General features: G+C 71.0%; 16 protein-coding genes. 9 read left to right on the top strand and 7 right to left on the bottom strand.

The window, feature by feature from the left end; translation table 11 throughout:
• Positions 1 to 20 precede the first annotated feature (20 nt).
• The 7 genes from ACFVWW_RS07635 (at position 21) to mmuM (ending at position 6,806) form a co-directional block, all read left to right on the top strand.
• Positions 21 to 2,144, top strand: coding sequence for a glycogen debranching N-terminal domain-containing protein (locus ACFVWW_RS07635; protein WP_384329654.1), 2,124 nt, complete (start codon positions 21 to 23; stop codon positions 2,142 to 2,144).
• A 245-nt stretch (positions 2,145 to 2,389) separates the two neighbouring features.
• A complete protein-coding gene (locus ACFVWW_RS07630; protein ID WP_384183226.1) occupies positions 2,390 to 2,785 on the top strand; it encodes a cell division protein SepF in 396 nt (131 codons plus the stop codon).
• Positions 2,786 to 2,840: 55 nt separating this feature from the next.
• Positions 2,841 to 3,974, top strand: a complete 1,134-nt coding sequence (locus tag ACFVWW_RS07625) for an ATP-binding protein (RefSeq protein ID WP_384183224.1) — start codon at positions 2,841 to 2,843, stop codon at positions 3,972 to 3,974.
• Positions 3,971 to 4,321 carry a nucleotide pyrophosphohydrolase gene (locus ACFVWW_RS07620; RefSeq protein ID WP_384183221.1) on the top strand — a complete coding sequence of 117 codons (351 nt, stop codon included), beginning with the start codon at positions 3,971 to 3,973 and terminating at the stop codon, positions 4,319 to 4,321. The genes ACFVWW_RS07625 and ACFVWW_RS07620 overlap by 4 nt, the downstream gene beginning before the upstream one ends.
• Before the next feature lie 144 nt (positions 4,322 to 4,465).
• Positions 4,466 to 4,930 (top strand): DUF6099 family protein, encoded by a 465-nt coding sequence (locus tag ACFVWW_RS07615; RefSeq protein WP_384183219.1) that lies wholly within the window; start codon positions 4,466 to 4,468, stop codon positions 4,928 to 4,930.
• A 34-nt stretch (positions 4,931 to 4,964) separates the two neighbouring features.
• Entirely contained in the window at positions 4,965 to 5,888 is a 924-nt protein-coding gene (locus ACFVWW_RS07610) for an LLM class F420-dependent oxidoreductase (protein WP_386876509.1), read from the top strand.
• Between the two features lie 9 nt (positions 5,889 to 5,897).
• Positions 5,898 to 6,806 carry a homocysteine S-methyltransferase gene (mmuM, locus tag ACFVWW_RS07605; protein ID WP_386876508.1) on the top strand — a complete coding sequence of 303 codons (909 nt, stop codon included), beginning with the start codon at positions 5,898 to 5,900 and terminating at the stop codon, positions 6,804 to 6,806.
• Positions 6,807 to 6,873: 67 nt separating this feature from the next.
• Here mmuM and ACFVWW_RS07600 read toward each other — a convergent pair whose 3' ends face one another.
• The 4 genes from ACFVWW_RS07600 to ACFVWW_RS07585 form a co-directional block, all read right to left on the bottom strand.
• A complete protein-coding gene (locus ACFVWW_RS07600; protein ID WP_384183210.1) occupies positions 6,874 to 7,209 on the bottom strand; it encodes a DUF4333 domain-containing protein in 336 nt (111 codons plus the stop codon).
• A gap of 362 nt (positions 7,210 to 7,571) precedes the next feature.
• Positions 7,572 to 7,742, bottom strand: a complete 171-nt coding sequence (locus tag ACFVWW_RS07595) for a hypothetical protein (protein ID WP_386876506.1) — start codon at positions 7,740 to 7,742, stop codon at positions 7,572 to 7,574.
• Positions 7,743 to 7,759: 17 nt separating this feature from the next.
• Entirely contained in the window at positions 7,760 to 8,203 is a 444-nt protein-coding gene (locus ACFVWW_RS07590; protein WP_386876504.1) for an ATP-binding protein, read from the bottom strand.
• Positions 8,200 to 8,346 (bottom strand): hypothetical protein, encoded by a 147-nt coding sequence (locus tag ACFVWW_RS07585; RefSeq protein WP_386876502.1) that lies wholly within the window; start codon positions 8,344 to 8,346, stop codon positions 8,200 to 8,202. Before ACFVWW_RS07585 ends, ACFVWW_RS07590 begins: the two co-directional genes overlap by 4 nt.
• A 194-nt stretch (positions 8,347 to 8,540) precedes the next feature.
• Here ACFVWW_RS07585 and ACFVWW_RS07580 point away from each other — a divergent pair, with 194 nt between their 5' ends.
• Positions 8,541 to 9,896: a tetratricopeptide repeat protein gene (locus tag ACFVWW_RS07580; RefSeq protein ID WP_386876501.1), complete on the top strand. Its 1,356-nt coding sequence runs from the start codon at positions 8,541 to 8,543 to the stop codon at positions 9,894 to 9,896.
• Between the two features lies 1 nt (position 9,897).
• Entirely contained in the window at positions 9,898 to 10,428 is a 531-nt protein-coding gene (locus ACFVWW_RS07575) for an NUDIX domain-containing protein (protein ID WP_386876499.1), read from the top strand.
• Here ACFVWW_RS07575 and ACFVWW_RS07570 read toward each other — a convergent pair.
• From ACFVWW_RS07570 to ACFVWW_RS07560, 3 genes are all read right to left on the bottom strand, one after another.
• Positions 10,388 to 10,648, bottom strand: a complete 261-nt coding sequence (locus ACFVWW_RS07570; protein WP_386876790.1) for a helix-turn-helix domain-containing protein — start codon at positions 10,646 to 10,648, stop codon at positions 10,388 to 10,390. The two genes, ACFVWW_RS07575 and ACFVWW_RS07570, sit on opposite strands and share 41 nt — an antisense overlap.
• Positions 10,599 to 11,036: an FAD-dependent oxidoreductase gene (locus ACFVWW_RS07565; protein ID WP_386876497.1), complete on the bottom strand. Its 438-nt coding sequence runs from the start codon at positions 11,034 to 11,036 to the stop codon at positions 10,599 to 10,601. Before ACFVWW_RS07565 ends, ACFVWW_RS07570 begins: the two co-directional genes overlap by 50 nt.
• A gap of 212 nt (positions 11,037 to 11,248) precedes the next feature.
• A complete protein-coding gene (locus tag ACFVWW_RS07560; RefSeq protein WP_384329684.1) occupies positions 11,249 to 11,929 on the bottom strand; it encodes a hypothetical protein in 681 nt (226 codons plus the stop codon).
• Positions 11,930 to 12,376: the final 447 nt, after the last annotated feature.

Below are 12,376 nucleotides of genomic sequence, written 5' to 3'. Positions count from 1 at the left end.
GCCTGAGAGGTTCTGCTCTGTTGGATACAACTGTCAAGACCGAAGACATAACGAACTCCGTCACGGAGGCCGGCCCCTCTGCCGAAGGCCTCCAGCCGTTCCTGCACGACGCCTGTGTGACGCTGTACGCGCCGAGTTTTGCGATCTCGCACGCGGACGGACAGATCGACGGCGGCGCCGACGGCTTCTACCACGGCGACAGCAGGGCGCTGGCCCGGCTGACCGTCGAGGCCGACGGCATCGTGATCGCTCCGGTCCGCGGAGCCTTCGACGGAGCGGACCGGGCAGCCTTCCGCGGTGTCCTGCGCGGCCTCGGCGAGGAGACGCCCGACCCGGCCGTCACCCTGCACCGGCGCCGCCGGCTGACCCCAGGGCGGCTGGAGGAGACCCTCGAAGTCGGCAACGCGGGACGGCAGCACGTCCGCGTACGGCTGATCGTCACCGCCGTCACCGACCTGGCCCCGATGGAGCGCGTCAAGTCGGGACAGGCGCAGCGCCCGGTCCCCGCAACCGCCACCGAGGGCGGACTCGACTGGGCCCGGGACGCGTTCGCCGTACGCCTCACCAGCACGCCGGAGCCCGCGGCCGTCGACCCGGCCGCCGGGCGGCTGGAGTACGACATCGAGCTGGCGCCCGGCTCGGCGTGGACCGCCGTGCTGCACTGTGACGCGGCTCATGAGGACGGCGACCAGTTCCCCGCGCCCGCGTCGGACAGCGTGCCCTGGCGCACCCCGGTCCTGCGCAGCGCCGACCGGCGCTTCGACCACTGGCTGAGCCAGTCCACCGCCGACCTCGACCGGCTGCGGCTGACCGATCCCGAGGAGCCCGCCGACCAGTTCCTGGCCGCGGGAGCCCCGTGGTTCCTCACCCTCTTCGGCCGCGACTCCCTGTGGGCCGCGCGGATGCTGCTGCCGCTGGGCACCGATCTCGCCGCCGGTACGCTCCGTACTCTCGGCCGCCGTCAGGGCACGAAGTCCGACCAGGACACCGAGGAGCAGCCCGGCAAGATCCTGCACGAAGTGCGCCGCGCCGCACAGCACTTCGACGACTCCTTCGCCCTGCCGCCCAGCTACTACGGCACGGTCGACGCCACCCCGTTGTGGATCACCCTGCTGCACGACTCGTGGCGCTGGGGCCTTGCTCCCGAGCAGGTCGAACAGCTGCTGCCGCGCGCCGAGTCCGCGCTCGCCTGGATGCGTGACCACGGCGACGCCGACGGCGACGGCTTCCTGAAGTACATCGACCACACCGGGCGCGGCCTGGCCAACCAGGGCTGGAAGGACTCGGGAGACTCCATCCGGCACCGCGACGGACGGCTGGCCACGTCACCGATCGCGCTCTGTGAGGTCCAGGCGTACGCGTACGAGGCGGCCCGCGGCGGCGCCGCCCTGCTCCGTGCCTTCGGACGGCCGGACGCCGACCGGTGGGAGGAGTGGGCCGAGCGGCTGCGCGACCGCTTCCGGAGCCAGTTCTGGGTGGAGGACGAGCGCGGACCGTACCCGGCGGTCGCCCTCGACCGGGACAAGAAGCCGGTGGACTCGGTCACTTCGGGCTTCGGCCATCTGCTGGGCACGGGTCTTCTTGACCATGACGAGAGCGCTCTGCTGGCCGCCCGGCTCAGCGCGCCCGACCTCGACTCGGGTCATGGTCTGCGCACCCTGAGCAGCGACTCCGTGGGCTACAACCCGTACGGCTATCACATCGGTTCCATCTGGCCGCACGACACCGCCATCGCCGTCCACGGGCTGGTCAGGGCCGGGTTCCCGGAGGCGGCCGCGCCGCTGGCCGCGGGCCTGCTGACCGCCTCCGCGGGCTTCGACGCGCGGCTTCCCGAGCTGTTCGCCGGCCATGGCTCGGCGACCGACGAGTGGCCCTCGCCCTATCCGGCGTCCTGCCGTCCGCAGGCCTGGGCGGCGGCTTCGTCCGTCATGGTCCTCCAGTCCGTCCTGGGACTCTCCGCCGATGTCCCGGGCGGAACGATCACGGTCGCGCCCGCCTTCGCGGAGGCGTACCGGCCGCTGAAGGTCGAGGGTCTCGACGTCGCGGGCGGGCGGCTGGACATCGCCGTCGACGCCGACGGCACGGCGCACATCGAGGCGCCGAAGGGCCTGGAGGTGAAGAGGGAGCACGCCACGCCCCGTTGACGGGGAGTGGCCGATCTCACGGTGGGGCCCCGGCGGGAGTGGGCGATCTCACGGGGCCCGGCGGGAGCGGCCGATCTCACGGGGCCCCGGCGACCGGCCGGCCGGGGTCTTTCGGCCCACGAAGGCCGCGCCCGGTCACGTTCGGTGAAGTCCGTCCCTGACTGAGCCGTGTCGCTGATGGGCCGAACGGGTGAGGGGCGGGAGGATGGCCGGATGGAGAAACAGCGCGCGACCGGGGTGGTCCGGTGAGCAGATACGACAGGTACGACGTCACCGACGAGCAGTGGGAGGGCCTGGCCCAGGTCGTCCCGCTGCGCGGCCGCAACGAGTGGCCCTCCCAGGTGGACCACCGGAGCTTCCCCCGGGAGTACGAGGCGGAGCACCGCCGCTTCATCGTCCTGCGGGTCCAGGTGTTCGCGGACGCGCGGGAGGTCGCCGACCATCTGATCGCCCGGATCCCGGTCCTGCTGGACCTGACCGGCGCCGAGGCCGATGTGGCCAAGCGCATCCTGGACTTCAGCAGCGGTATCGTTTTCGGCCTCGGCAGCGGGATGCACCGGGTCGACACGAACGTCTTCCTGCTGGCACCCGTCGGCACGGAGGTCGAGGGAGTCGCGGCGGACGTCGTCCCCCGATCGTAGGAAGGTCACCCAGGCGGAACGGTTCGGCACCTTTTGTGCCGCATACATTCCGGCCATGGAAGCAATCCGCACCCGCCCCGCCGTCACCGAACTGCGGCTCTCCGCCTTCACGTCGCACCGGGGAGCGGCCTTCCCGCTGGGCCCCATAACGCTGTTCACCGGGGCGAGCGGCAGCGGAAAGACAACGGCGCTGCGCGCGTACGAGTCGCTCGCCAGGCTCGGCGCCGGCGCCTCGCTCCGCGATGTCTTCCCGGATCCGGTGGCCTGCGTTCCGGAACGGGCCGCGGCCGACGCGCAGGGGCGGCGCGGATTCCGGATCGGCTGCACCGTCGACGGCCCCGCCGGTCCCGTACAGCTCGATATCGCCGTCCAGGCCGAACCCGAACTCCGGATCGTCGGCGAACGGCTGACCAGCGGCGGACAGACCCTGCTGACCACCGCACTGCGCGACCCGGGACGCCGTACGGTGCAGGCGGCCTGGCACACGGCGGGCGCGGTGCCCGTGACCCGCGCGCCGCTGCCCGACGACCGGCTGAGCACGGCGCTGCTGCCGTTGCGCGTCGCGGGCAGGACCGAGGGGCAGTTGCGGGTCCTCGCCGCCGCCGAACAGACCGTGGTGGCCCTGCGGTCCGTCTTCGTCTGCGATCCGCAGCCGCAGCTCATGCGGCAGCCGGTGGCCGTGGGGAAGGGGCGGCTGCGCCGTGGCTGCGAGAATCTGGCGGCGGTGCTCGACCGCACCCGGGACCAGTCCGTGGCACGGCACGACCGGCTGGCCGCCGCGGCCAGAGCGGGGTGCGCGGGGCCGGTGACGGAGCTGGCGGTCGAGCGGCTCGCCGACGGTACGGTACGGGCGCTGCTCGCCCGGGACACGTCGGGCGCCAGGGCGGCCACCCCCGTCGAGCGGCTCGGCGAGGGCGAACTGCGCTATCTGGCGCTGGCGCTCGTGCTGCTCACCGGTCCCGGGGTGCTGGCCATGGACCAGGCCGTGGAACTGCCCCCCGAGCTGCGCTCGCTCACCGTCCTCGCGGACGGATTCGACCGGAGCCTGGACCGGCGGCAGGCGCGGGAACTGCTCTCGCTGGCGGCGGCGGTCTGCGCGGAGGGACACCTCAGACTGGTGGGGGCGGTCGGCGATGCCTCGTACGCCCGTGGGGCGGCCGGGGTGACGGTGGTAGACCTGGACCCGTGACGGAACAGGATGTAGCGGGACTGCAGCGCAGGCTGGCCGAGTTCGCGGCGGCACGGGACTGGGAGCAGTTCCACACCCCCAAGAATCTGGTGGCGGCGCTGAGCGTCGAGGCGGCGGAACTGCAAGAGATCTTCCAGTGGCTGACGCCGGAGCAGTCGGCGCGGGTGATGGAGGACCCGGAGTCGGCGCACCGGGTGGCGGACGAGGTCGCGGACGTGCTGGCGTATCTGCTGCAGTTCTGCGAGGTGCTGGGGATCGACGCACTGGCGGCGCTCGCCGCGAAGATTGACCGGAATGAGGTCCGTTATCCGCCCAAGAAGCCCTCGGACGGGCCCGATTCCGCATGATCGTCACTCTGCGGAGTGAGTGAGTTATACACAACAAGCTCGCTGTCCCCAGATTTCCGCATTCCTCTGGCTTTTCTGTCGTCGCTCACTCACTCTGGGTAGTGGAGCGAGTGGGCAGGATGGGCGTACGAACGGGGGCGGCGGATGGATGCGGAACGACTCATCGGAGTGAGCCGGCATGCCCTGGCCGGGAGCGCGGACGCGCTGGATGTCATCGCGGAGGCCTGGCAGGCGCAGGCCCTCGCCCAGGCCATCGGAACCCACCTGGCGCTGGGTGGTCCGCAGGAGCTGAGAGGCGAGGCGCGCGAGCTGGGTGAGGCGGGCGGACGCGGCTGCGGCTTACCGGACCAGGCGGGGCTGCGCACCGGCGGGATACGGGCCGGGCGGCTCTCCGGAGTGCCGGACGCCCGCGGGGCCCTGACCGGGCTCGGCATGCTGCTGGGCGAGGTGGGGATCGCGCTGGTCGCGGTGGCGTGTGCCACGGACGAGGAGGGGCTGTACTGGCAGTGCATAGAGGCGATCGACGCCGCCGACGAGTCCAACGACCGGGTGGGCGGGATGCTGCGCCGGCTGATGGCGCGGGAGGAGGCGGGCGGGGTGGGACGGTGAGGGCGACGGCCTCGCGAAGGTGCAGGATGGATGCATGGATCTTCGAATCTTCACCGAGCCCCAGCAAGGGGCGAGCTACGAGACGCTGCTGACCGTGGCCAAGGCCACCGAGGACCTGGGGTTCGACGCCTTCTTCCGCTCGGACCACTATCTGCGCATGGGAGCGGCCGACGGGCTCCCCGGGCCGACCGACGCCTGGATCACCCTGGCCGGTCTCGCGCGCGAGACCAAGCGGATCCGGCTCGGCACCCTGATGACTGCCGGTACGTTCCGGCTGCCGGGGGTGCTGGCCATCCAGGTCGCCCAGGTGGACCAGATGTCCGGCGGCCGGATCGAACTGGGCCTGGGCGCGGGCTGGTTCGAGGAGGAGCACACGGCGTACGGCATTCCGTTCCCCAAGGAGAAGTTCGCCCGGTTCGAGGAGCAGCTGGCCATCGTGACCGGTCTGTGGGGCACAGAGGTCGGCGGGACCTTCTCCTACGACGGCACGTACTACCAGCTGACCGACTCGCCCGCGCTGCCCAAGCCCACGCAGAGCAAGGTGCCGATCCTGATCGGCGGGCACGGCGCGACACGCACCCCGCGGCTCACCGCTCAGTACGCCGACGAGTTCAATATGCCGTTCGCCTCGATCGAGGACACCGAGCAGCAGTTCGGCCGGGTGCGGGCCGCCGCCGAGAAGGCCGGGCGAAAGGCGGACGATCTCGTGTACTCGAACGCGCTGATCGTCTGTGTGGGCAAGGACGACGCGGAGGTGGCCCGCCGGGCCGACGCCCTGGGACGGGAGGTGGCGGAGCTGAAGGAGAACGGGCTCGCGGGCACGCCCGCCGAGGTGGTCGACAAGATCGGACGGTACGGCGCGGTGGGCTCCTCGCGGATCTATCTCCAGGTCATGGACCTGGACGATCTCGACCATCTGGAGCTGATCTCCGCCCAGGTCCAGTCCCAGCTGAACTGAGACCGGACAGTGAAGCCCGCCCGCACACTCGCCGCCGCCCTCGACGGGGGAACCGTCGTGCTCGACGGAGGTCTCTCCAATCAGCTGAAGGAACAGGGCTGCGATCTGTCCGACGCCCTCTGGTCGGCGCGGCTCCTCGTCGACGGTCCCCAGCAGATCGAGGCGGCCCACGCCGCGTATGTACGGGCGGGCGCACAGGTCCTCATCACCTCCAGCTATCAGGCGACATACGAGGGCTTCGCGCGGCGGGGTGTGCCACGCGACGAGGCGTCGGCCCTGCTGGCCCGCAGCGTGGAGCTGGCACGCCGCGCGGGTGAGGCGGGGGACCGCGAGGTCTGGGTGGCCGCCTCGGTCGGTCCGTACGGCGCGATGCTCGCGGACGGCAGCGAGTACCGCGGCCGGTACGGACGGTCGGTGGCCGAGCTGGAACGGTTCCACCGGCCGAGGATCGAGACCCTCGCCGCGGCCGGTCCCGATGTGCTCGCGCTGGAGACCGTGCCCGACGCCGACGAGGCGGAGGCGCTGCTGCGCGCGGCCGACGGCTGCGGGGTGCCGGTCTGGCTCTCGTACTCCATCGCGGGAGAGCGCACCCGCGCCGGACAACCGCTCGCCGACGCCTTCGCCCTGGCGGCGGACGAGGACCAGGTGATCGCCGTGGGGATCAACTGCTGCGACCCGGCGGACACGGACCGGGCCGTCGAGATCGCCGCGACGGCGACGGGCAAGCCGGTCGTCGTCTACCCGAACAGCGGCGAGCAATGGGACGCGGCAGCGCGTCGCTGGCACGGGGACGCCACCTTCGACCCGTCCAGAGTCCGAGCCTGGCAGACGGCAGGGGCGCGCCTGGTCGGCGGCTGCTGCCGAGTCACCCCCACCGCCATCGCCGAGCTCACCACGCTGACGACGGCGAGCCCGTGACGAAACCCGCTCGTCGTGACGGATCGGACACTCATGGACGCGCCGCCCCTCAGAACGAGCACGTCCGCTAGCCGATGAATCGCGCTGAGACTTCGCCCTGGTCGCTGACGACCTTGACCTCCACGAACTTCGAGTTATCGCCGTCCCGGAACCGACATTCGAACTTGTTGCCCACCTCGACCACGACGGAAGCGGGGCAGGACAGCCGGCCATCAGTGGGCTCCGGTCGGCCTTGGATGTCGCTGATCACCTGCTGCTCCAACGCTGCTTGGTCCATCACCCTCGGCTGTTCGACCTCGATGCCGGTGCTCATCGCCTTGATCGTCACTGCCACCGCGCAGCCGGCGACCACGATCGAGGAGAACGCCATGACGGTACGCGCGAAGTTCCGTTGATCAGCCACACGGACAGTCCTACCTATCGGACGGCGGACTGACAAGGCCTCACTTGATCCGGACCAGTCGTCAGAGGACCACGGTCAGCACGATGCGGGCCAAGCACCCGGTGCGCGGCTGTGTGCGCGTCGCCGACCTCCCGGCAGCGTGCTGGTGCGCCCGGCGGCGTCGGCGGCCGACTGCGACACACGGCCTAGGGCGTGTTGCGAAAGTAGCGCCGTCCGCCCGCAGGGCGGGGCTCGCGGCGTCCGGTGCGTGCGATCGCAAGGCGGAGGATCGTCCTCGTACTGGACGTACTTGGACGACTCCGACAACGCGGCGAGCGTGCGTGCCGGGCGTCGCGAGCCAGGCGGGACTTTCACAACACGGCCTAGAACCAGTCCCGGTCGCTGAGGGGCACGGTCACCGTCAGGCGGTCAACGTTCCTGTTCTCCCACTGCCCCGGGCCGTACAGGGGGCGGAGGATGTACACGGTGCCGCGCCGGACGTCCGTGACGATTCCCTCCCGCTCGGTGTCCTCGTCACGGATCTGGTCACCCACCCACGCTTTTCCGTTCTTCACGAGGCGTCACCGCTCTTGATCTCGCCCCAGACCTGCTTGCCCCACCGGTACAGGTCGGTGCCCCAGCGGTCGGTGAGCGCCTCGACCAGGAGGAGTCCACGGCCCCGGATCTGATCGCCGTTGGAGTCCGTCCGCATCATCGGGATGGCACGAGACCGGTCCACGACGCCGAGCCGGACGAACCTCTCGGTGGGCCGGGCCACGATGACTCTGATCGAATGCGACTCGGAGTGTTCGGCGGCGTTGGAGACCAGCTCGGTCATGACGAGCGTCGCGTCCTCGATCAGTTCCTCCAGGCCCCAGGCGGAGAGGGCGGTACGGACGAGCCCGCGGGCGACGGCCGCGCTTTGCGGCTCGCGCGGGAGAGTCTCGGAGTAGCCGGGGTGCCCCGTGGGGCGCGGGGTACCCAGGCCGGGTTGGCCGACGCGATGAACGCTCATGTGCGGTCACCCGGCCACGAGGGAACGGTGAGCGACCGGACGGTCCACAACTGGACGACGGGGAAGACCCGCAGGCGGCTCCAGCGCGGGTCGAAGGCGTCGGACAGCTCGACCGTGGTGGTCGCGATGTCGATGGTGGTCACCGTTTCTCCGTCTCTGATCGTCCGGGCCGGGGCACAGGAATGCCCGAGCCCGGTAGGGCGTAGGGAACTTGAGGGCCGCCCGGCCCGAGAGTGGGGCGGCTGTCGATAAGTGAACCGCCCGCTACACAGAGTGGGTACTGTGTGACCGATACCAAGCGGTATACGCGGTTTACAGCTCCGAAGCGGAAGAGATCGTGCCAGCGCCGACCCACCCCAACTCCCGCCTGCGCGACACGATCAACGCCGCCGGGTGCACGTACGAGGCATTGGCCAAGGACGTACGCCGTATCGCCGCCGAGAACGGCGACCTGCTCCAGACCAACAAATCGGCCATCTCGCACTGGGCGAACGGAACCCGCGCCCCGTCCGGCCGCACGGGTCAGTACCTCGCCGAAGCCCTCTCCCGTCGGCTGGGGCGCGTCGTGACCCGAACCGAACTTGGTCTCCACTCACCCGGCACGGAGTCGCCACCGGACACCGACCCCGTCACCACGGTCACGGACCTCGGCCGCGCGGATGTCGAACGCCGCCGCTTTCTCGCCATCGCCGCCTTCACCACGGCCGGCGTGGCCATGCCCCTCCTGCACGACCACGAAGCCACCTCCCGAATGCTCCGCGCCCGCACCGCACGCTCCCTTGTCGGCGGTGAGGACATCGACGTCGTACGAGAGATCACCGCGGCCTTCAGCGCCGCCGACGAACGCCTCGGCGGCGGCCACGGCCTGACCACCGTCACCGCCTACCTTGCCGACACCGCAGCGCCCATGCTGCGCGGACGCTTCCCCTCAGAACCCGCACGCCAGGCCGCCTTCGGCGCCGTCGCCGAACTCGCCTATCTCGCCGGCTGGAAGCACCACGATCTCGGCCACGAAGGCGCCGCTCAGCGCTACTACCAGGTCGGCTACCAGCTCGCCTGCGAAGCCGACCCCCACGGCCACGCCGCCTGGATGATGCGCGCCCTCGCCCACCAGTCCCTCAGCCTCAAGCAACCCCGTCACTGCGTTGACCTCGTCGAAGGCGCCCTCACCCGCGGTCTCGGCCACGTCGACGGCCAGACCGAAGCTCTCCTCCACATCACCCACGCCCGCGCCTACGCAGCCGTCGGCGAGAACCCCTCGGCCGCACGTGCCCTCCTCGCCGCCGAAGAAGCCCTCATACGGGAGGACTGGCCCCAGCCGAGCTTCTCCCGCGTCAGCGGCCCCGCTGCCGGCACCGTGGCCAGCCATACCGCACGCACTCTGACCGACCTCGCCGACCACCCGGGCACCGAGCAACAGCACCGCGACGCCCTCACCCGCTGGGATCCGGAGAAGTACAAGCGCGTCCACGCCCTCACGCACGCCGACCTCGGCGACAGTCTCGCCGCCCAGGCCCGCGCCGACGAAGCGGTCGCCGCCTGGACCCAGGCCCTCGTCCTCATGGAGGGCATGACATCCGACCGCACCCGCAAGGCGATCTCCTCGATCCGTTCCACCCTCGTGGTCTACCAGCGCCGCCGCGTCCCCGGCGCCGCCGAGCTCGCCCGTCGCGCCCGTGAGGCCCTCGCCTAGCATGCCCATCAACCCGGCCGACGAAGGGAACCCCGTGGCTCAGCAGACCGACGACCGCTCCCCAGCCCTCAAGCCGGCGCTCGACTCGATGACCCTCCTGGTCGCGGCTGTCATCGTCCATGACAAGGCCACCAACCGAGTCGTGCTCCTCCAGCGCAGCGAGAACGCCAAGTTCGCCCAGGGCCTGTGGGACCTGCCCGTCGGCAAGAGCGAACCGGGCGAGCCCATCACCGAAACCGCAGTCCGTGAGCTCTACGAAGAGACCGGCCTCACCGTGAAGCCGGAGTCCCTCAAAGTCGCCCACATCATTCACGGGGCCTGGGGCGTCGAGGCGCCCAACGGCTTCCTCACGGTCGTCTTCGCCGCCCAGGAATGGACGGGCGAACCCGAAAACCGCGAACCCCGCAAGCACTCCCAGGTCCGCTGGGTGGATACCGACGCCATCCCCAAGGAGTTCGTACCAACGACGGCCAGTGCCCTCAGCCGTTACTTCACCGGCGGCCCCCAGGTATCTGCTCATGGGTGGAGATAACTCGCGCCCTGACATCACGGGGGTCCTGAGAACTCCGCGAGCAGGGGCCCTCAAACGCAGTTGATCCAGTGGCGGGCCGCCCCGGGCGCTTGCGGTCGGCCAGTCCCGGCAGGCCCAGGTCGGCGTACCGGCCCCGCCACGTGCGCACGGTGTCCACGTGCACTCCCACCTCAACAGCGGTACGCGCGTGGGACCTGCCCCGAGCCGCCCGGAGGACGATCTGCGCCCGCAGCCTGACCCACGCCGGGAACGGCGACGGTGTCCGCGACGCTGCCCAGGCCGTAGACCAAGGTGTCGTAGCGCAGGACCCGGTCGTCGTCGATCCGGACGGTCTTCGCCTCGGGGTCGACGGCGGTGACCCAGCCGCGGACGAAGCCGGCCCCGGTGCCGTCCAACAGCTCCGGGATGTTCATCTCGGCCGTCTCCTGGCCGGTGGCGGTCATGTGCAGTCGGAGCCGCTCGGTGAAGGTGTCGTACGGGTTGACCAGCGTCACTCGCAGGTCACCACGCTTCCTGGTGCGGGCCGCGAGCTGGATCGCGGCGGAGAGGCCGGCGTAACCGGCGCCCAGGACCAGGACCTCGTGCTGTTGCGCTGCTGTCGCGTTCATCGCTCTGCTGCCTCTTTCGCGTCGGTCGTTCCCGCCGTGCGGACGACCACCAGACGCAAGCTGTCCTTCCGTCCGTGACATGAGGCTGATGTGACCCGCGTCACATTACGAAGGGAGAACGGGCGCGCAGCGTCAGCACCCCGAGCGCCGCGACGCGGCCTGTCGAACGGGGAGACCTCCTCCCTCCTGCCTGAACAGCCAGGCCCGTTGGCTCAGTTGCCGAGGTCGAGGCCGACGCAGACGACAAGCACGCAGATTCCCGACGAGTCCTTCTCCGGCTCCTCCGCGGTCGGGGGCGGCGGCGGGGGTGGCTGCGTGGGTGAAGTGGGCTCGTTCGACTGAGGGGGCGGTTCTTCGGCGGTGGCCGCGTTGTCGGGCGCGGCGGGGGCGATGGGCGACTGCGACTGTGCCTCCGCGGGGGGACGTGCGCCGCCCCTGCTGGTCTGCGGCGAGGTATTCCGCTGCGCGGGGGCGTCCACGGGGGTGGTCGCGGTGGCGCTCCCCGGAGCGTTGGCGGTCCCGGACGGGCGCGTACCGCTGCCGGAGGTCCGGGGATCGCGGGAACGGGGACGCTCGGTCTCCGGGCCCGTGTCGGCGCTGTCCGCCGACGGCGAGGCCGGGGCCGTCGACGGGTCCGGCGTCGGGGACGCCTGAGCCTCGCTGACGGAGGGCCGCGAGGACGGCATGAAGGCGAGGGTGAGACCGCCGCCGACGAGCGCGACGGTCGACGCGACCACGGCCCGGCGCCGCTGCTTCTTCCAGTCCGCCAGTCGGCGCCGACGGGCGGCGCGGCCCGTCGCCGAGGGAGTGGCGGGACCGATCGGCGCTTCGGCCTCCGGCTCCGGGAATTCTGGGAACGCGTCGAACTCGCGCGTATACGATATCTCCGACATCGACGCGACCATCGACGGAGTGTGGTGGGCAGGTGAGCCGTCGGGTGCGATGTCGGGGGCGTAGGCGCCACAACCGGGGCATACGAAAACCCCGTTGAGGATCCGCCGGCATGTCGAGCAGTAGTCCATCCGCGATCTTTCTGTGCTGACTGCGCCGCTGGGAAGCCGACGACCTGTCGGATTTCGCACTCGGGATCGAGCGCGAACAACGTAGCGACCTCCGCGGGAGGTCGTGCGGACCCCCTGTGACGCTCCTGCGAAGATCGCGCCTCACTCGTCCGCCGAGCAGGAGTAGCGGGTTCAGCGGACGGGCGGCGCCGACCGCCTCGGTCGGCCCTGCGGCCCATACCGGGTCCTGCGCCGGGCGTGGCCGAGCGGCTGTCGCGGGCGCTCTTCGAACTCCCCCTGCGCTGAACCCGGAACGCGGAGAAGCGGGCCTGACGAAAA

Source organism: Streptomyces sp. NPDC058198, from assembly GCF_042882605.1.
Lineage (GTDB): Bacteria > Actinomycetota > Actinomycetes > Streptomycetales > Streptomycetaceae > Streptomyces.
The sequence above is the reverse complement of the archived record's forward strand: the minus strand, read 5'-3'. Positions and strand labels throughout refer to the sequence as shown.